This is a genomic window from Sphaerisporangium sp. NPDC005289, assembly GCF_040607455.1.
GTDB classification, from domain to species: domain Bacteria; phylum Actinomycetota; class Actinomycetes; order Streptosporangiales; family Streptosporangiaceae; genus Sphaerisporangium; species Sphaerisporangium rhizosphaerae.
This window is the reverse complement of the sequence record NZ_JBEXGS010000015.1, coordinates 97853-117160: the sequence shown is the minus strand read 5'-3', so window position 1 is coordinate 117160 and position 19308 is coordinate 97853. Positions and strand designations below refer to the sequence as shown.

The 19308-nt window shown below is 74.3% G+C and carries 15 protein-coding genes and 1 pseudogene; 9 read left to right on the top strand and 7 right to left on the bottom strand.

Annotated elements, in window-relative coordinates:
* Positions 1-325: 325 nt before the first annotated feature.
* The 8 genes and pseudogenes from ABZT47_RS25325 to ABZT47_RS25290 all read left to right on the top strand — a co-directional run bounded on the left by ABZT47_RS25325 (position 326) and on the right by ABZT47_RS25290 (position 8372).
* The gene (locus ABZT47_RS25325) at positions 326-2752 is read left to right on the top strand and encodes an ATP-binding protein (protein ID WP_354846788.1); all 2427 of its coding nucleotides are present in this window, start codon (positions 326-328) and stop codon (positions 2750-2752) included.
* The gene (locus ABZT47_RS25320; protein WP_354846786.1) at positions 2749-3744 is read left to right on the top strand and encodes an aminoglycoside phosphotransferase family protein; all 996 of its coding nucleotides are present in this window, start codon (positions 2749-2751) and stop codon (positions 3742-3744) included. The genes ABZT47_RS25325 and ABZT47_RS25320 overlap by 4 nt, the downstream gene beginning before the upstream one ends.
* The gene (locus ABZT47_RS25315) at positions 3729-4484 is read left to right on the top strand and encodes a class I SAM-dependent methyltransferase (RefSeq protein WP_354846783.1); all 756 of its coding nucleotides are present in this window, start codon (positions 3729-3731) and stop codon (positions 4482-4484) included. The genes ABZT47_RS25320 and ABZT47_RS25315 overlap by 16 nt, the downstream gene beginning before the upstream one ends.
* Before the next feature lie 170 nt (positions 4485-4654).
* A complete protein-coding gene (locus ABZT47_RS25310) occupies positions 4655-5542 on the top strand; it encodes an ABC transporter permease (protein ID WP_354846781.1) in 888 nt (295 codons plus the stop codon).
* A gap of 28 nt (positions 5543-5570) precedes the next feature.
* Positions 5571-6629, top strand: coding sequence for a glycine betaine ABC transporter substrate-binding protein (locus tag ABZT47_RS25305; RefSeq protein ID WP_354846778.1), 1059 nt, complete (start codon positions 5571-5573; stop codon positions 6627-6629).
* A complete protein-coding gene (locus ABZT47_RS25300; RefSeq protein WP_354846775.1) occupies positions 6616-7437 on the top strand; it encodes an ABC transporter ATP-binding protein in 822 nt (273 codons plus the stop codon). The genes ABZT47_RS25305 and ABZT47_RS25300 overlap by 14 nt, the downstream gene beginning before the upstream one ends.
* Before the next feature lie 49 nt (positions 7438-7486).
* A pseudogene (locus tag ABZT47_RS25295) lies at positions 7487-8197 on the top strand (TauD/TfdA family dioxygenase); the annotation flags it as partial.
* Positions 8198-8246: 49 nt separating this feature from the next.
* A complete protein-coding gene (locus ABZT47_RS25290; protein ID WP_354846983.1) occupies positions 8247-8372 on the top strand; it encodes a hypothetical protein in 126 nt (41 codons plus the stop codon).
* 23 nt (positions 8373-8395) lie between these two features.
* Here ABZT47_RS25290 and ABZT47_RS25285 read toward each other — a convergent pair whose 3' ends face one another.
* The 6 genes from ABZT47_RS25285 to ABZT47_RS25260 form a co-directional block, all read right to left on the bottom strand.
* Positions 8396-10555 carry a tetratricopeptide repeat protein gene (locus ABZT47_RS25285; RefSeq protein ID WP_354846772.1) on the bottom strand — a complete coding sequence of 720 codons (2160 nt, stop codon included), beginning with the start codon at positions 10553-10555 and terminating at the stop codon, positions 8396-8398.
* Between the two features lie 283 nt (positions 10556-10838).
* Positions 10839-11867 (bottom strand): L-histidine N(alpha)-methyltransferase, encoded by a 1029-nt coding sequence (egtD, locus tag ABZT47_RS25280; protein ID WP_354846770.1) that lies wholly within the window; start codon positions 11865-11867, stop codon positions 10839-10841.
* Positions 11868-11901: 34 nt separating this feature from the next.
* Entirely contained in the window at positions 11902-12612 is a 711-nt protein-coding gene (egtC, locus tag ABZT47_RS25275) for an ergothioneine biosynthesis protein EgtC (RefSeq protein ID WP_354846767.1), read from the bottom strand.
* On the bottom strand, positions 12613-13914 hold the full coding sequence (gene egtB, locus ABZT47_RS25270; protein ID WP_354846764.1) for an ergothioneine biosynthesis protein EgtB: 1302 nt from the start codon (positions 13912-13914) through the stop codon (positions 12613-12615). It abuts the gene before it with no gap.
* Positions 13911-15143: a glutamate-cysteine ligase family protein gene (locus ABZT47_RS25265; protein ID WP_354846762.1), complete on the bottom strand. Its 1233-nt coding sequence runs from the start codon at positions 15141-15143 to the stop codon at positions 13911-13913. The genes egtB and ABZT47_RS25265 overlap by 4 nt, the downstream gene beginning before the upstream one ends.
* A gap of 666 nt (positions 15144-15809) precedes the next feature.
* Positions 15810-16919 carry a glycerophosphodiester phosphodiesterase gene (locus tag ABZT47_RS25260; protein ID WP_354846759.1) on the bottom strand — a complete coding sequence of 370 codons (1110 nt, stop codon included), beginning with the start codon at positions 16917-16919 and terminating at the stop codon, positions 15810-15812.
* A 193-nt stretch (positions 16920-17112) separates the two neighbouring features.
* Here ABZT47_RS25260 and ABZT47_RS25255 point away from each other — a divergent pair, with 193 nt between their 5' ends.
* Positions 17113-18486 (top strand): GH1 family beta-glucosidase, encoded by a 1374-nt coding sequence (locus ABZT47_RS25255; protein ID WP_354846757.1) that lies wholly within the window; start codon positions 17113-17115, stop codon positions 18484-18486.
* A gap of 156 nt (positions 18487-18642) precedes the next feature.
* On the opposite strand, the gene ABZT47_RS25250 is transcribed toward ABZT47_RS25255, so the two are convergent.
* Positions 18643-19173: an HAD domain-containing protein gene (locus ABZT47_RS25250; RefSeq protein ID WP_354846755.1), complete on the bottom strand. Its 531-nt coding sequence runs from the start codon at positions 19171-19173 to the stop codon at positions 18643-18645.
* Positions 19174-19308 lie beyond the last annotated feature (135 nt).

Sequence of the window (19308 nt, the reverse complement as noted above, 5' to 3'; positions counted from 1 at the left end):
CGGACGGCCGGCGTCGTCCGTCCCCGCCGATGAATGCGACTGATAGTGCCTACTGCCGCTTATCCGTAATAAGCGGTATTCGTCCCTCTTCTCCGGCTTTGCCGCCCTCTATTCGCGTGTGTCCCCCGCTTTCGTCATTCCCCAGAGACCGGCACCCACCACGAACGAACCGACCGCCCACCAGCCCCGCAGAGAATCCGGGCCACCTTTGCGACCTCCCGATATTTCGTGACATGCGCAGGACGCCGACACCCGCGAAATGGCGGTTAGGATGTGCATCGCCAAGGGCGGACCCTGGTATTCACTCCCTCCCCCAGGAGACCGGATGTCACTGCAGCCGAGGTTCCGGCGGGTGGCCGCACTCGACAGGCGGTTCGTCGACCGCGAGGACGTTCTTGAGGCGTTCATGAGGGAATTGCGCGACCGCGGGGACGCGCGGGGCCCACGGGTCTTCAACGTGACCGGCGTCGGCGGCATCGGCAAGTCGCGGCTGCTGCGTGAGCTCAAGAAGCGGGCGGAGCAGGAGGGCTGCCGCACCGCGCTGCTCGACCTCCAGGTCCCCGCCATGCGCCAGCAGGAGGACGCCCTCGCGGTCCTGCGCATGGAGCTCGGCCGGCAGGGCGTGATCTTCGACCACTTCGACATCGCCTACGCCGTCCTGTGGCAGCGTCTGCATCCGCACCTGAAGATCAGCCAGGCGGAGCTTCCGTTCGCCGACGAGAGCGAGATCCTCACCTCGATCCTCGACGAGACCTCCGGCCTGCCGGTGTTCGGCACCGCGGTCGGGCTGCTGAAACTCGCCCAGCGTGCGCGCTCCTCGGTCCGTCACCGCCGGGTGATCAAGGACGACGAGGTCCTCCAGCGGCTGGACGAGCTGTCCAACACCGACGTGCTGGACGCGGTCACCTACCTGTTCGCACAGGATCTGCGCGCCTCCGGCGGCACGCCGTGCGTGGTCTTCGTCGACGCCTACGAGGCGTTGGTCCCCATCCCGGTCAAGACCGGGCGGGTGTCCAGCGCCGACGCGTGGCTGCGCGACCTGATCGCCCAGCTCGATCGCGGTCTGGTGGTCGTGGGCAGCCGCGAGCCGCTCGGCTGGCAGGTCCACCACCCCGAGTGGGCCGAGATCGTCAACGAGTGCAAGATGGACGGGCTGCCGATGGACGCCCGGCTGGAGCTGCTGCAGCAGGCCGGCATCTCCGAGGGCGTCGTCATCGCCCAGGCGTCCCAGGGCCTGCCCTTCTACCTGCATCTTGCGCTGGACACCCAGGCGGGCAACGCGCGGGCGGTGTCCATGGAGGAGATCTTGCAGCGGTTCCTCAACCACGTCGCCCCCGCCGAGGTGCGGCTGCTGGAGCTGCTGAGCGTCGCCAGGACCTTCGACTTCGAGATCTTCCACACCCTCGCCCAGGCTTACGACCTGCCCGCCGACCGCTTCACGTGGGAGTCGCTCACCGCCTACTCCTTCGTCTACCCCGCCGGGGAGCACGGCCTGCGTCTCCACCAGTTGATGGTGGTCGCGCTGCGGGCGCGGCTCAGCCCCGAAGCCACCCGAGAGGTGCACGCCCATCTGCGCGCCGCCTGGGACGCCCGCGCCGCCGCGGGCGACGGGACGGCCCTGCGCGAGGCGGTGTACCACGGGGTGCGCGCCGAGGCGCTGAGCGCCGAGGACCTGCTGGACTACGCCGACCGCAGCATCCGGCGCGGCGGCAAGCAGGCGGGCGACGGCATCCTCGCCGACCTGACCGAACTCGGCCTGCACGGGGAGCTGGCGGAGGCCGCCCGCTGTCTGGCCGTCGAGGCCGCGATCACCATGGGCGACGCGGGGCAGGCCGCCGCGCTGGCCGACCTCGGCCCGGCCCCCGCCGTCGGCAGCACGGCCCAGGCGCGGCTGGCGATGGCCGCGGCACACGCCATGCGCATCGCCGGCGACACCACCGAGGCGGGCCGGGTCTACACCCGCGTCTGGGAGCGGCATCGGGGGCCGGTCCGCCCGATCGCCGGGCTGTGGGTGGCCGAGGTCCCCATGTGGCAGGGCCGGTTCGCCACCGCGTTCTCCCTGGCCGAGCAGGTGCTGAGGGACGCCCCCGAGGACGACTGGGTGCTGCGCGGTGACGTGCTGCGGCTGATGCACCTCGGCCGCCGTTTCCACCTCGACTTCGCCGAGGCCGCCGTGCGGCTGGAGGAGGCCCACGCCTGCTACGCGCGGTCGGGGTCGGTGGTGGGGTTGGCCAACATCGCCACCAACCGGGTCGAGCTGGCGGCCTGGGACGACCCGGCGGCGGCTCTGCGACTGGCGGGCGAGGCGATCGCGCAGCAGCAGGAGCTCGCCGCGCTGCACGAGCTCGGCAAGACCTACACCGGGCTCGCCCTGGCGCAGATGCGCCTCGGCGAGCTGCGGGCGTCCTCCGACTCCTTCGCGCTGGCCTGCGAGTACCTCGACCGGGCGGGTTACCGGTCGGGCCGGGCCAGGGCCGAGTTGTTCCGCGCGTTGCTGCACGTCCTGCAGGGCTCGCCCGAGCGGGCGGCCAGGGCGCTGGTCTGGGCGGCCGAGGAGTTCGTCGCCTCGGAGGTCTACCCCACGCTGATCGTGGCCGCGCACCAGACGCTCGAGCGCATCGACCTGCCCGACGAGCAGGTGGCTCGGGCTGCCGATGAGGCGCGCGGCCAGATAGAGCCGCTCGACTCGCTTCCGGCACTGGAGTCCCGCATGGCCGATCTGATCGAATCGGTCCTGGGAGGACACCGATGACGATGGAACTGTACGAGACCGCCCGGGCGCACTTGGACGCCGCCGCCGGTTACTACAACAAGAACGTCCGCGTGCCCACGCCCGACGGGCCCGTGAACGTTCGTATCCCCATCGACGGCGCGGACGTCATGGACCTGCGCCTGTGGCGCGAGGATGAGGTCCTGCCGGCGATCGCGCCCTATGTCGCCGACGCGCCGCGGCTGCTGCACACTTCTGCGGCCCCGCTCTTCCAGGTGCACCAGTTCATCCACGGCCGGGTGCTCAACGACCTCGCCCCCCGCGGCGTCCCGGTCCCCGGGCATGTGCCCGGGGACGTCGTCCGGCTGCTCACCCAGCTGGCCGAGATCCCGCGCGAGAAGCTCCCGTCCCTGCCGCCCGACTGGCCGGTGGGAGAGGACACCCAGGGGTTCGGGCGCCGGCTGTCGGACCTGACGCGGTGGGTGTACTCCAGCTTCGCCACCGAGTACGCCTGGCTGTACTCCGCGTTCAAGGTCCCGGCGGACCCGGTGGCCGCCGCCGAGGCGCTGTGGCCGGGCATGACCGCCCGCCCCCTGGTGTGCGTGCACGCCGACATCCACCGCAAGAACATGATCGTGGACGACGGGCGGACGGTCTTCCTCGACTGGGAGCTCGCCCTCTGGGGTGATCCGGTCTACGAGATGGCCGTGCACCTGCACAAGATGGGCTATCTGCGCGCCGAGCGCGACCGCGTCGTCGAGCTGTGGGCCCGCGCCATGCCCCCCGGGCACATCCTCGGCTGGGAGCACGACATGGAGGTCTACCTGGCACACGAGCAGATCAAGTCGGCCGTCGTGGACACCGTCCGCTACGCCCAGCTGTTCGTGGATCCCGACTCCGCCCCCGAACCCGAGCCCGAGCTGGTCGCCAAGCTCACCGAGAAGCTCAACAACGCCTACCGCCACTGGGGCGTCTCCCCGCGGGCCGAGGAGGACCAGGTCGAGGCCACCCTGCAGCGGTGGGCGCGGCGGTGATCCGTTTCCGCGGCGAGCTGGCGCGCAACTACGTGGACGGTCGCCGGCTTCCCGAAGAGACGGTGGCCGTGTGGATGCGCGCCGTGGCGCCCTGCATCGCCGTCTCCGGGGGCCCGGTGCTCGACCTGGGGGCGGGCACGGGGCGCTTCTCCCGCGCGCTGGCCGGGCACTTCTCCGTACGGGTGGTCGCCGTCGAGCCCTCGGCGGAGATGCGCGCGGCCGCGGCGGCCGCGGCCGGCCCGGACGTCGGTGTGGTGGGCGGCCGGGCCGAGGCCGTCCCATGCGCGTCCCGGGCCTTCCAGGCGATCTGGGCCTCTCAGGTGGTCCACCACATCGAGGACTTCGACCGGTGCGCCGCCGAGGTGCGCCGCGTTCTGGTCCCGGGGGGCCGGCTCGTCGTCCGCGGCGCCTTCCACGACGCCGAACGGACGACGCTGTTCCATACCTACTTTCCCGACCTCGTCGTCCTGGCCGAGGAGAGAGGCCGTGCTCTGGCGGCCCTGACGCGCGCGCTGGAAGGGGCCGGGATGGCCGCCGAGCGCCGCGACACGGTCGTCCAGACCTCGGCGCCGACCCTGGCCGCGTTCGCCGGCCAGGTGGCGCTGCGTGCGCACAGCCCGCTGCGCCGCCTGAGCGACGACCGGTTCGCCGAGGGGCTCGAACGCTTGAGGAAGGACGCCGCCCGCTCCCCGGACAGTGGGCCCATCACCAGCGCCATGGATCTCGTCGTCTACTCCTGAGCACACTTCGGCCCGTCCCGCGTTGACGCCGTCCTGCCGTGCGGTCTTTCCGGTGCGCATCGCGCCCTGACCGCGGGGCCGGGCGAGACCGTTGCGCTATTCATGTATTTACGGTAGGAAATACCCATGAAGATGGTGGTCTGTCGGTGGGGGAGCCGGTGAGCTCGTCGGTGTCCGTTCGCTCCGATGCCGTGGGCGCGTCCGGTCCCGCCCGGACCGGCGGCGCGGGCGTGGAGCGCGGTCCCGGACCGTCGGCGGGCGCGCGGAAGGCTCGCCGGGGACGGGTGCGCCGGCTCGGCGCGCGCCTGCTGTCGCTGGTGGTCCTGCTGGTGCTGTGGCAGCTCGCGGCCGTCGCCATGCGCAACCCCTCCTTCATCCCGCCGCCCAGGGCGGTGTGGGACCAGCTCGTGCTCACCTCGACCGTCCACGACGGCGTCCGGGGGTACAGCGGCCACCTGCTCGTGGAGCACCTGGCGGTCAGCCTGCGCCGCATCCTGATCGGCTCGGTGCTCGGCGTCGCGGCCGGGCTCGCGCTCGGCGTGGTCATGGGCACCGTGTCCTGGATCCGCGTGGTGGCCGAGCCGGTGGTCACCTTCGTCCGCGCCCTGCCGCCGCTGGCCTACTTCAGCCTGCTGGTCATCTGGTTCGGCATCGACGAGAGCCCCAAGCTGTGGCTGCTGACCATCGCCGCGCTCCCGCCGGTCGCCGTCGCCACCGCGTCGGCCGTCTACGGCGCCCCCGGGGAGCTGGTGGAGGCGGCGCGGGCCCTCGGCGCGCGGCGGCGGGACGTCATCGGCGACGTCGTGCTGCCCAGCGCCCTGCCGGAGATCTTCACCGGCGTGCGGCTGGCCGTGGGCATCGCCTACTCCTCGGTCGTCGCGGCGGAGACCATCAACGGCGTTCCCGGCATCGGCGGCATGGTCCGCGACGCCCAGCGCTACCTGCAGACCGACGTCGTGGTGCTCGGGCTGCTCGCCATCGGCATCTCCGGCCTGCTGATCGACGGCGCCCTGCGCCTGCTGGAGCACAGGCTCATCCCCTGGCGCGGCCGCGCCTGAGCCGCGCCCTGAAAGGAAACCCCCCGAAATGACCGGAACAGGCCCGCGCCGCCTGCTGCCCCTCGCCGCGATCGCCCTGGCGGCCTGCCTGCTGGCCGCCTGCGGTGACGGCACCGCCTCGGGCGGGCCCGGCGGCGGCGCCTCCGCGGCGGGCAAGACCATCCGCCTGGCCTACCAGGCCTTCCCCAGCGGCGACCTCATCGTGAAGAACAAGCGCTGGCTGGAGGAGGCGCTGCCCGGCTACCGCATCACCTGGACCAAGTTCGACTCCGGCGCCGACATCAACACCGCGTTCGTCGCCAAGAGCGTCGACATCGCCGCCATCGGCTCCAGCCCGGTGGCCCGCGGGCTGTCGGCGCCGCTGAACATCCCCTACCAGGTGGCCTTCGTGCTGGACGTGGCCGGTGACAACGAGGCCCTGGTCGCCCGCGACGGCAGCGGCGTCACCTCGGTGGCCGGGCTGCGCGGCAAGAAGGTGGCCAGCCCCTTCGCCTCCACCTCCCACTACAGCCTGCTCGCCGCCCTGGACCGGGCCAAGGTACGCGAGTCGGAGCTGACCGTCGTCGACCTGGAGCCGCAGGACATCCTGGCGGCCTGGACGCGCGGCGACATCGACGCGGCCTACGTGTGGCTGCCGGTGCTGGACACCCTGAAGAAGAACGGCAAGGTGCTGGTGACCAGCCGCGAGCTGGCCACGGCGGGCAAGCCCACCCTGGACCTCGGTGTGGTGTCCACCGCGTTCGCGCAGGCCCACCCCGACGCGGTCGACGCCTGGCGCAAGGCCGAGGCCAGGGCGCTGGACCTGCTCGCGAGCGACCGCGCCGCCGCGGCGGCGGCCGTCGGAGCCGAGCTCAACATCAGCCCCGCCGACGCCGGGCACCAGCTCGACCTCGGCGTCTTCCTCAAGCCCGCCGACCTGCCGGGCCCCGAGTGGCTGGGCACGCCCGGCAAGCCCGGCGGCCTCGCCCGCGACCTGCTCAGCGCCGCGGAGTTCCTGAAGTCCCAGCAGAAGATCGACGCGGTGCCCGACCTCGCGACCGTGGGCGACGCCATCTACAACAAGGGGCTCCCCGATGCCCTCTCCTGACACCACGGGCACGGCGGCCCCGGACACCGCCCGCCCCTCCGAGCGTGCCGCCGCCGTGGAGGTGCGCGAGGTGGAGCACGTCTACGGCCGGGGCGCGAGCGCCGTCGCCGCGCTCGGGCCGCTGTCGCTGACCGTCGCCGACGGCGCCTTCCTGGTCCTGGTCGGCGCCTCGGGCTGCGGCAAGACCACCCTGCTGCGGCTGGTCGCCGGCTTCGAGCCGCCCACCGCCGGGACGGTCCGCGTCGCCGGCGCCGCGCCGGTGCCCGGCAAGGGGGCCGGCGTCGTGTTCCAGCAGCCGCGGCTGTTCCCCTGGAAGACCGTCGGCGGCAACGTCGAGCTCGCGCTGCGCTACGCCGGGGTGCCCCGCCAGGAGCGCCCCCGAAGGGCTGGGGAGCTGCTGCGGCGGGTGGGCCTGCACGATGTCGCCGCCCGCCGCGTCTGGGAGATCTCCGGCGGCCAGCGGCAGCGCGTCGCGATCGCCCGCGCCCTGGCCGGCGACGACCCGCTGCTGCTGCTCGACGAGCCGTTCGCCGCGCTGGACGCCCTCACCCGCGAGCGGCTGCAGGAGGACCTGCGCCGGATGAGCGCCGAGACCGGACGCACATCGGTGTTCGTCACCCACAGCATCGACGAGGCGGTGTTCCTCGGCAGCCGCGTCATCGTGCTGAGCGCCCGCCCCGGGCGCGTCGCCCTCGACGTCGAGGTCGACCTACCGAGGACCGGGCTGGAACCCGACGAGCTGCGCGGCCTGCCACGGTACGCCGCGTTGCGCGCCGAGATCGGCCACGCCGTCCGCGCCGCCGCCTGACCCGGCGGCCACCCACCGCACCGCCGTACGACCGGAACGGAGCAACGAGATGACCTCCACCACAGAGCACCCGGCCGCGACGCTGACGCTCGACCCGCTCGGACCCGCCTTCGGGGCCGAGGTCCTCGGGCTGGACCTGGCCGCCGCGACCGACGCCGAGCTGGCCGCCGTGCGGGCCGCGCTCGTCGAGCGCAAGGTGCTGTTCTTCAGGGGACAGGGCCTCGACGAGGACGGCCAGATCGCCCTCGGGCGGCGGCTGGGCGAGCTGACCCCCTCCCACCCGGTCGTCGCCGGCGTGGACGAGGCCCACCCGGAGATCTACGCCATCGACAGCGCGGACAACGGCTTCGCGGACGTGTGGCACACCGACGTCACCTTCATGCCGCGCCCGCCGCTCGGCTCCATCCTGCGCGCCGTGCGGCTGCCGGAGTCCGGCGGCGACACCAGCTGGGCCGACGGCCAGCTCGCCTACGACTCGCTGTCGCGGCCGGTGCGCGACCTGGTGGACCGGCTGACCGCGGTGCACGACGGCAACCGGGAGTTCGGCTACTACCTCGCCCAGCGGCGCGGCGGCAGGGGCAACGTGTGGGAGGGCGAGACCGTCACCCGCCTTGACCCGGTGGAGCATCCGGTGGTCCGCGTCCACCCCGAGACCGGGCGCAAGGGCATCTTCGTCAACCCCGGTTTCACCTCCCACATCGTCGGCGTCTCCGAGGCCGAGAGCCGCGGCATCCTCGACCTGCTCTACGCCCATCTGACCAAAGCCCGAGCACATCGTGCGTCACCGGTGGCGGGCCGGCGACGTGGCCATGTGGGACAACCGCAGCACCTCCCACTACGCCAACCGCGACTACGGCGCCGCGCACCGCGTCATGCACCGCATCACGCTGCGCGGCGACCGGCCGGTCGGGCCGTCCGGCCCCGTCACGGCATAGCGGTGCCCGTCAGGCGCGGCGGTTCAGGCGTCCTCCCACAGCACCTGGCGCGGGACGCGCGGCAGGTGGACGGCGCCGCTGCGGTCGGCGAGCACCATGGCCTTGAGCAGCAGCGGATGCCCCTCGCCCAGGGCCGGCCGGCCGTGGGCGAGGGGAGTGCGGTCCAGCAGCGGGGCGAGCAGGGCGTCCAGGCCCTCGAAGCGGCCGGTCTCGAAGCGGCGCACCGCCTCGTCGTAGCGGCCCTCCAGTAGCAGCGGATGCGACGGGTCCAGCCCGCCCCCGGCCAGGGCCGCGAGCGCGGCGCGGTGGCGGCCGGCCGCCGCGTCGTCGCCGCGGGCGTCCTCGCAGCGGGCGGCGAGCAGCAGCGTCCGCGCGCGGCCCGGGGGATCGCCCGGGACGGCCTCGCACTCCCGCACCCTGGTCAGCAGGCCGGCGGCGGTCTCGGCGTCGCCTCCCATGAGTTCGGCCTCGGCCAGGGCACGCCGCGCGGCGGCCGTGAGGGCCTCGCCGCCCGGGCCCCCCTCCAGCCGGCCGGCCAGCTCGGCCAGGGCGCCGCGCGCCGCCGCCGCGTCGCCGGCCAGGGCGGTGGCCAGCCCGTGCGCGATGCGCGCCTCGGCCCACAGCCGGAACGACACGTGCGCGGCGAACCACTCTGAAAGGACGGGGGAGCGTTCGAGCAGCCGCAGGACGGTGGCGGGCTCGCGCAGGGCCAGCTCCACCTGGGCGAGGCGCACGGTGTCGTAGTTGGGCCAGTAGGCGATCGGCTGCAGCAGTTCGGCGCGGTGGCGGCGGGCTTCCTGGAGCAGGTGGCGCGCCTCGATCGGCTGGCCCGCCTCCAGCAGGGTCTCGGCGAGCGACACCCGCGCGGCCACCACGTTGATGTCGCCCGGCTCGCCGAGGCGGGCCTGCCGGTCGGCGACCACGGCCTCGGCCAGGCGCAGCCCTGCCACGACGTCGCCGGAGCGCGCCGCCGCGCGGGCGGCCGCCTGGGCGGTCACGGTGTAGCGGCGCCAGGCCGGGGACAGGCCCGCGCCGGGGGCGGCGCCCTCGGCGCGGGCCGACCGGGCCCTTTCGATCAGCTGGGCGGCCTCGGCGGGCCGGCCGGCCTCCATCAGCAGCTCGCCGAGGTTGTGCCGCGCCCGGGCGGCGTACGCGACGCCCTCGGCCGGCTCCCGCGCGGCCAGCTCGTTCTCGGCGACGGCCAGGCAGTCCATGAGGCACGCGCGTGCGGCCTCGAGGTCGCCGTACCTGGCCAGGGCCAGGCCACGGCGGCCGTGCACGTCGCAGAGCGAGCTCAGGTCGCCGCCCGGCTCGCCCGGCCGGGGCAGCAGGCGCGTCAGCTCGGCGGCCTCGTCGGCGGCGCGGCGCAGCAGGATGCCGGTGTCGGCGACCGAGCGCAGGACGCCGGCCTGGGCGTCGGTCTCGGCCCGGGTGCCGGGCGCCGAGCGGCGGGCCAGGTCCAGGACGCGTTCGGCCACGTCCAGGTCGTTGATCCACGACCCCGCGAGGGGCACCAGGTGCCGCTCGTACCAGTGGGCGCCCAGCGCCGCCGCCTGACGGTCCACCGGACCGTCGGGGTCGTCGGTGAGGGCGTCGAAGGCCAGGTCGGAGAGCTTCTCGGCGCAGGACTCCGCCCATCCGGGCGGCGGCGGGCACACCGCCTGGGCCGCCGCCGCGAGCACGGGGGCCAGATGGCGGGCGTAGGCCAGCACGCGGCCGGCCCAGCCGGCGGAGGCGACCCGCCCGATCGCGCTGCCGGGCCAGCTCGGCGGCTCCTGCGGCGCGGACTGGCGCTTCTCGGAGGTGGCGATGTCGCCGATGCCGAGCTGGACCTGCTGGGTGAGGAAGGACTCGGCGCGGTGGAAGCGGGCGACCAGCAGCAGCGCCTGGGTGACCTGGTCGCGCGCCTCTACCAGGCTGGCCGGCACCGAGGGCGGCTCCTGCGGGCCGTTGCGCTCGGCGAACTCGGCGAAGGCGTGGTCCAGGGCGAGGGCCACCAGCACCCTGCGGCTCTTGACCTCGTTGTAGAGCCAGACCGCGCTGCGCCGCCCGCTGTGGCCCTCGCGGGAGAGCCGTACGGCCGCGGCGACGTCTTCGGCGCGGACGAGGTGGTAGGCCGTGGTGCGGAGGACACCGGCCGCGGCCTCCCCGATCGCCGAGAGGCGTCTTTCCTGCGCCGACACCCTGCGAACCTCCTCGGCCGGTCTTGCGGTATACGCGTCGAGGGATACCGACGGCGAAACGCCAGAGTGATGTCAAAGCATATATCCGGTTCGCGGCAAAGGCCGCATGGGGTGACCCGCTGAGGGATGCCCGTTCACCAGGGGCGGGGCGCGGGCCACCACCATTTCGACCGCATACCGGCACGGAGCCATGGGTTTCCCTGCTTGCCGGAATCCCTCGCCTCTTATGGTTTGTTCCCCAGAAACCGCCAGATGTGGTCAATGTCAGGAAAATTCCACAAAGTTATGTGTGGTGGCGGTCGGCTCCACCTCCGCGCGGTTCCGGGACGAAGGCCAGGACCACGGCGAAGTCCTGCGCGGGGTCGGTGTACCAGCGGGACACCGCGAACCCGGCGCGCTGCAACTCGCGCTCCAGCCGGTAGCGGTAGAACTTCGTGCTGATCTCGGTGCGCATCTCCTCCCCGGCCCGGAAGGGCACCGTCAGCGCCGGCTCGCGGAAGTGGACGCGCATGGGACGGGTGGCCCGCAGCCGCATCTCGACGCGGTGCAGCCGGCCGTCGTACAGGGCGACGTGCTCGAAGGCCTGCGGGGCGAAGTCGGCGCCGAGCTCGCGGTTCATCACGGCGAGCACGTTGCGGTTGAAGGCCGCCGTCACCCCGGCGCCGTCGTCGTAGGCGGCCACCAGCCGCCCGGTGTCCTTCACCAGGTCGGCGCCCAGCAGCAGGCCGTCGCCGGGGGACAGGGTGGCGTTCAGCTCCGACAGGAACGACGCCCGCGCCCGGTCGTCGAGGTTGCCGACGGTGCCGCCGAGGAAGGCGACCAGCCGCCGGCCGATGCGCGGCAACCGGGCCAGGTGCCGCTCGAAGTCGGCGCAGATCGCCCACACGGCCAGGCCGGGATGGGCGGAGGCGACCCGGCGGGCCGCCGCGTCCAGGGTGGCGGCGTCCACGTCGACCGGCATGTAGGTCTTCAGCGTGCCGGCCCGCGACAGCGCGCCCAGCAGCAGCCCGGTCTTCTCGCTGGTGCCCGAGCCGAGCTCGGCCAGCGTGTCGGCGCCGGACAGCGCGGCGATCTCCTCGGCGTGCTCGCGCAGGATGGCCGTCTCCCGGCGCGCCGGGTAGTACTCCGGCAGCCGGGTGATCCGGGAGAACAGCTCGCTCCCGGTGGCGTCGTAGAACCACTTGGGCGGCAGCCACTTGGGCGCCGAGGTGAGCCCGGCGCGGACGTCCTCGGCGAGCGCGCGGCGCAGGTGGTCGGGGCCGAGGTGGTTGACCGTGTACAGGAACGGCAGCGGGATCTGGGTGACGGACACGCGGGCCTCCTGGTGTGACGGTTGGGCGGGCCGGTCAGAGAGGGTCGGCGCGGACGCCGTCGGGGGTGGCCAGCACCAGGTGCCGGTCCGGGACCGGCTCCCAGCCGGGACGCTCGTCCAGCGGCTCGCTGGCCAGCAGCACCCCTTGGCCGAGGTGGACGAACAGGGTCTCGTTCCACGCGGTCGCGGCCACCGCGTCCCCGTCGCTGACGAGCAGGTTGAGCCGGGCCCCGGGGTCGGCCGTCCCGGCGCCCGCCACCACCTCGCCCACCGCCTCGCACAGCGGGGCGCCCCGGCCGAGCCGGGCGAACACCGCCGCGGCCACCCACGCCGAGTCGCAGGCGCTCTCGGGCTCCCGGCCGTCGATGAGCGGGCCGAGCGCGGACCGCGACACCCGCCCGTTGTGGCTGAGCAGCCACGGCCCCTCGGTGAACGGCGCGGTCGCCGTCTCCTCGACCGGCATGCCCGGGCTGGCCGAGCGGACCGCCGCCATCAGGCAGCCCGAGCGGGCGATCGCGGCCAGCCCGGGGAGGTTGGCGTCGGACCAGATGGGCACCGAGCGCCGGTAGCGCACCGGCTCACGGCGGTGGGCGTCGTACCAGCCGACGCCGAACCCGTCGGCGTTGACCGCGCCGCACCGTTGCAGGCGCGGCGCGTACGACTGGCGCAGCAGGCCGTTCCCGGGGTCGCGCAGCAGCGACGCCAGCGGGCGCGGGGCGCCGAGCCAGGCCGCGTGCCGGCACATCTACGCCTCCCCGGGCGCGGCCGGGCGGGCGCACCGCAACCCGGCGAAGATCTGCCGGCGGTGCGGAAGGTCCCAGTTGCGGAACGTCGTGCGGACCGCCGAGGGATGGGTGGCCCACGAGCCGCCGCGCAGCACCCGGTAGTGGTCGCCGAAGAACACCTCGCTGTACTGCCGGTAGGGGAAGGCGCGAAAGCCCGGGTAGGGCAGAAAGCAGGACGAGGTCCACTCCCACACCTCCCCGATCATCTGCTCGGCGCCGCACGGGCTCGCCCCGGAGGGGAAGGCGCCCACGGGCGCGGGCCGCGACGCCCTGTGCCCGAGGTTGGCGTGCCGGGGCCCGGGCTCGGCGTCCCCCCACGGGTAGGCGCGGGCCCGTCCGGCGTGGGGGTCCCATCCGCACGCCTTCTCCCACTCGGCCTCGGTGGGCAGCCGCCGGCCGGCCCAGCGGGCGTAGGCGTCGGCCTCGAACCAGCTCACGTGCTGCACCGGCTCCTCGGCGGGCACCGGCTCGGGCCGCCCGAACCGGGTGCGCCACCACGCGCCGGCCTCGCGCGTCCAGAACAGCGGCGCCCGGACCTCCCGGCGGACCCGCCACTCCCAGCCGCCCGGGCTCCACCAGCGCGGGTCCTCGTAGCCGCCGTCGTCGAGGAACGCGGCGTAGGCGCCGCAGGTCACCGGGAAGCGGTCGATCCAGTAGGCCGGCAGGTCGACCCGGTGGGCGGGCCGCTCGTTGTCGTAGGCCCACGGCAGCGTGCCGGTCCCGGCGGTGAACGGGCCGGCCGGGACCAGCACCTCGGCGGCGCCCGCCGGCCGTCCGGCGGGCAGGTCGCCGTCGCGCACCAGCCCCGGCAGCCCGCACAGCTGCAAGGTGGCCAGCATCGTCTCGTCGTGCTGGTGCTCGTGCTGCATGACCAGCCCGAACACCAGGCCCTGCGAGCACAGTGGGTCCGGGCGGGACAGGTCGGCGGCGTCCAGCACGTCCAGCACCCGCCCCCGCACGCCGGCGATGTACGCGCGGGCCTCGTCCGGGCGCAGCAGCGGCAGCGCGGGCCGCTCCCCGCGGGGATGGGCGAACGCGTCGTACATCTCGTCGATCTCCGGGCGCAGCGGGGTCAGCCCCCCGGCCTCGCGCAGCACCCACAGCTCCTCGTAGTTGCCGACGTGGGCCAGGTCCCACACCAGGGGGGACATGATGGGGGAGTGCTGGCGCACCAGCACCTCGTCGTCCACGTCGGTGTAGGCCAGCGACCTGGCCCGTCCCGCCTCGAGTTCGGCGGCGATCCGCTCCTTCAGCCCGCTCACGCCGGCACCTCCTCGCCGGTCCAGGGCAGCGGGCCCGTGCCCCGGTCGCGGGCGCGCAGCAGGTCCAGCGCCGGCGAGCGCCCGGGCACCACGTGACGCTCGGCGAAGGACTCCACGCCCGCGACCAGGCCGGGCCCGGCGCCCAGGCGGGGCAGCGCCTCGGCGGCGGCCAGGAAACAGGTCTCCGCGGCGCGCCTGATCCGCGGGTCGCCGAGGCCGGCCTGCGCGCACTGCCACCAGCGGCCGGCGAAGGGCTCGGCCGCGGCGAGCGCGGCGCCGGCGGCCCGGTCGTCCAGCAGCAGCGCCGAGGTCACCGCGACGCAGGCCGGCCACCAGCGGGGGTGCACGGCGTCCAGGTAGCGGATCTCCAGCCATCCGCGCGGCCGGACCGGCGGGAACACCGTCGTCGCGTGGTAGGCCAGGTCGGCGGCCGTGGGCGGGTGGCCGCCGAGGCGGGGCGCCTTCAGCCACCGGCCGAAGGTGGCCCGGTTCGGCGGGGTGGTGCGGCGCGGGCGTTTCTCCGGGACGAGCATGAGGCGGGCGTCCATCAAGTAGCGCGCCCACGCCGCGGCCGGGTCGTCGCCGGAGACGACCGGGTGGGTGCGGGTCGGGTCCAGGTGCAGCCACACGGCCTGGCGGCCCGACATCCACCCGCACGGGCGCCCGTCCAGGATGGGGGAGTTGGCGAAGCAGGCGCTGAGCAGCGGGCCGAGGCGCACGGCGCGATCCCAGCGCTCCGCGGGCCGTGCGCCGAAGTCCACGTTGACCTGGACCGACGCGGTCAGGCACATCATGATCGGCCCGTAGGGCACGCCGAGCAGCTCGGCCATCGCCTCGTAGCGGGGCTGGCGTAGCTGGCGCAGCGGCGTCCGCACCGGGTCCAGGCCCATCCCGGCCAGCACCAGCCCCTCCTCGTGCAGGGCCGCGCGGACGGAGGCGACGTCGGCGGCCAGGGCTCGCACGGCGTCGGGCAGGGCGCCGGGCGGGCCGGACAGCTCCAGCTGGCCTCCGGGCTCGAAGCTCACGGCGCTGCCTCCGGCGAGCGTGGGGAGCGCCTCGGCGGTCCGCTCGACCCGGACGTGCCGGGAGGGGTCCTCGCGGTCGAAGACCAGGAACTCCAGCTCGACGCCGACGCGGTCGCCGGGGGTGCCCTGGAAGCACCGCCGTGCGAACTCCTCCACCTCCGCCGGGCCGCGGACCCGCGCGTCGCTGTTCTCCGTACCGGTCATGGGCCCTCCTTGGCGGGTGGGACGGTCGGCGGCGAAGCTGGACGGCCTCCTTCGTTCACGACGGTTCACGAGGATTCACGGCGGTTCGCGCGGGTTCGCAAGGGTCGACGAAGGTCGTGGGGCGTGCGGTGGCGTGGGAGCGACCTGTGGCGGCGCGCGCGAGGTGCGCGGCGGTGGCCGCCCGCGCGAGGCGGGCGCGATCGCGCGCGGCCGGACGCGGCCGTGCGAGCGGTGGCGGACGGGCGGCGTACCCGTGCCCTCCCGTCAGGGACGGGCTGGGTGGGCAAGGTCAGGATGTAGGGGCCGTTGACGAGGCCTCGGGCCTCGCGGTGGTGAGGTGCGGCCGGGCCGTCCTGCGGCCTCGGCGAGATCGAGCGGACCGATGGGATGGGTTGACCGCCTGCGGACCTCCGTGTCTCCGATCACCGGGGTGTCCTGCTAAGCGTCTGGTACCCGGTCACCACCCGCGATAAAGCACAAATGGGACGATCGACTCAAAGACTCTGATCTACGGATATATGTGAAGGATAAGATCGACCATCCATGGGCGTCGGACATGCGAACGCCCCCGGAGGGCCGGACGGCTCCCGGGGGCGGGGAGCTTCCGGGAGACCCGGGAGCCTTCCTACCGGCTTTCCGGTCGGCCCGCGAGCGGGCCGGCCGGGCTCAGTCCTCCAGCAGGCGGTCGCGGACCGCGCGGGCGATGCCCGGGTCGTCGGAGAACACCCCGTCAACCCCGAGCGTCAGCAGCCGCTCCAGCCAGCCCATGACGTCGCCGGTCGCGCCGGCGAAGGCGGCGCTGGCCGGGTCGCCGAGCCGGTAGTCGACCGGCAGCTGCGAGTTCTCCGGGCGGATCGTCCAGGTGTGCACCAGCAGCCCGCGGCGGTGCGCGTCCTTGATCAGGCTCGTCGGCGCCAGCAGCCGGCCGTCCGCGCCGGTCGGCACGATGCGGCTGGTCGCCACGCCCACCGCGTCGGCGTACCGGGAGATCTCCCGCAGGCCCTCGGGGGTGACCAGGTCGGCGTAGGTGCGCGGGTCGCCGGCCGCCACCAGGTCGTACGGCGCGCCGCTGGAGTTGATGAGCTGGACCAGCCGCAGCCGGGTCAGCGCTCGCAGCCGCTTGAGGTTGCCGGTCTCGAACGACTGGACGAACACCGGCGCCCGCTCGCCGTCCCAGCCGTACCGCCTGAGGGTGGCCAGCAGCGGCTCCTCCAGAGGCAGGCCGATCGAGGCGAAGTAGGACGGGTGCTTGGTCTCGGGGTAGACGCCCACGCCGTTCTTCTGCGCCAGTTGGACGACCTCCTCGAACGTCGGGATCTGCGCGAGCCCGTCGAAGGCGGTGTTGTCCGGCCGCAGGTCGGGGATGCGCTCCTTGGCCCGCAGCGTGCGCAGTTCCGCCAGCGTGAAGTCCTCGGTGAACCAGCCCGTCACCGGCGTGCCGTCGATCGTCTTGGTCGTCCTGCGTCCCGCGAACTCGGGGTGGGCGGCGACGTCGGTGGTCTGGGAGATCTCGTTCTCGTGCCGCGCCACCAGCACGTGGTCCTTGGTGGACACCAGGTCGGGCTCGATGTAGTCGGCCCCGAGCTTGATGGCCGCCTCGTAGGACAACAGCGTGTGCTCGGGCCGGATCGCGCTCGCGCCCCGGTGCCCGATCACCAGCGCGCCGCGCTGCTCGTGCCCCCGCCTGTCGGCCGTCGCGATCTCCGGCCGCAGGGCGACCAGCGCCACCCCGCCCGCCAGAACGGCCAGCGCGCCGGCCATGATCTTCCTCACCATCGGGCACACCCCAAGTCTCTCGTCGTCGCGGGGCACGCTAATGGCGAGATTTGTACCCGAAGTGGCGGAGTGGTTAACGATGTCCCGGCCCCGCGGGCCCTCCCGGCGGCCGGTACCGTTCTGGCGACCGCACCCGCCCCGCGAGGCGCGGGGCGGCGCGGCATCGGCGGACCACGTCAGGAGCGATCGAGGGATGAGCGTGACACAGGGACGGCAGGCGGGCCCGGCGGCCTACCCGCCCGGATTCGTCTGGGGCACGGCGACCGCCGCCTACCAGATCGAGGGCGCGGCGGACGAGGACGGGCGAGGATCGTCCATCTGGGACGTCTTCTGCCGCGTCCCGGGCGCGGTCGCCGGCGGGGACACCGGCGAGGTGGCCTGCGACCACTACCACCGCTGGCCGGAGGACATCGAGCTGATGGCGGGCCTCGGCGTGGACGCCTACCGGTTCTCGGTGGCCTGGCCGCGGGTGCTGCCCACCGGCTCCGGCCAGGTCAACGAGCGCGGCCTGGACTTCTACCGGCGCCTGGCCGACGCGCTGCTCGAACGCGGCATCGAGCCGTACGTGACCCTGTACCACTGGGACCTGCCGCAGGCGCTGGAGGACCTCGGCGGCTGGCGGGCCCGCGACACCGCCGAGCGGTTCGCCGACTACGCCGAGATCGTGCACGGCGCGCTCGGCGACCGCGTCCGCCACTGGATCACCCTCAACGAGCCGTACTGCTCCTCGATCGTCGGCTACGGCGAGGGACGGCACGCCCCGGGCGCCAAGGAGGGCCACGGCGCCCTGGCCGCCGCCCACCACCTGCTGCTCGCCCACGGCCTGGCCGTGCCGCGGCTGCGCACGCGGGGGGACGAGCGGGTCGGCGTGACGATCAACATGTCGCCCACCGCGCCGGCCGCCGGCACCCCCGAGGACCACGCGGCGGCCCGCCGGATGGACCTGCTGGTCAACCGGCAGTTCACCGAGCCGCTGTTCGGCGGCGCCTACGCCGCCGACATGGCCGAGACCTTCGGGCACATCAGCGACTTCTCCTTCCGCGCGGACGGCGACCTGGCCGTCATCGGCGCCCCGCTGGACTTCCTCGGCCTGAACTACTACTACCGGATCCACGCCGCGGCGGCGCCCTACGACGAGCCCGACCCCGCGCGGCGCTCCGCGTTCGACCTCGGGGTGACCGGCGTGACCCCCGAGGGCGGGCGCACCAACGGGCTGGGCTGGCCGGTCGAGCCGGACGGGCTGTACGAGACCCTCACCGGGCTGGCCGCCCGCTACCCGGCGCTGCCGCCGGTCCTGATCACCGAGAACGGCTACGGGGGACGGGACGAGTTGGACGACCAGGGCCGGGTGGACTACCTGCGCGACCACCTGGCCGCGGCCCGGCGGGCGATCGCCGCGGGCGTGGACGTGCGCGGGTACTTCTGCTGGTCGCTGATCGACAACTTCGAGTGGGCGCGCGGCTACGCGGCGCGCTTCGGGCTCGTGCACGTCGACTACCAGACCCAGCGGCGCACGCCCAAGGCCAGCTACCACTGGCTGCGCGACCACATCGGGCGGGCCGGCTGAGGCTTCGGAGGCAGGGGGCCGCCGGCTGAGGGCCAGGGCGACGGCGGGCGCGGGCTGAGGCCCGGGGCCACAGAGCGGGCGCGGGCTGAGGCCCGGGACGACAGAGCGGGCGCGGGCTGAGGGCCGGGGCGACGGCTCCGCGGCCCGGGCCGGCGGTCAGGGCGGCAGGGGCCGCAGCCCGGCGCCGGAGGCGGTGCGGCCGGCCAGCCAGTCGCGGGCCCGCGTCAGGTGCCCGTCGGTCAGGCCGGTGCGCGGGTCCACCTCCACCAGCAGGAACTCCCCGACCGCCGGGTGGTCCTTGAGGTACTGCCAGTCGTGGGCGCCCAGGCTGTCGTCGAACCAGACGAACGGGCGGCCCGCCACGTACTCGGCGACGTGGCGGGTCTTGAAGTGCTCCCCGGCACGGCTGCCGGGGTCGCTGTTGACCGTGATGACCGGCAGCGCGGGCAGGCCGAGGCGCGGGGCGATGTGCTCGTTGGCGTGGTGCTCCCAGGTGGTGGCCCACGCCAGCTCGGCCCCGGTGTCGCGGGCCAGCTCGGCCAGTTTGGCGCCGTGCCGGGAGTTCAGCAGGACGGTGTAGGTGTGGCCGTCCAGGACGCACTCGTACCGCCGCAGCCGCAACGTGGGCCGCCGGGCGGGGTTGAGCACCCCGTCCACGTCGAGCAGTACAAGGGGACGCTTGGTCACGTGCCTCTCCTCGGTCGTCCGGTGCCGGGACCCATGATGCCGCCACGCCGGGCGGGTCGTTCTCAAACTACGGCCTCACCATCGGCTCCGTGGCCGTCACCGGAGGCGCGGGCGGTGGATTCCGCGACTCGATCG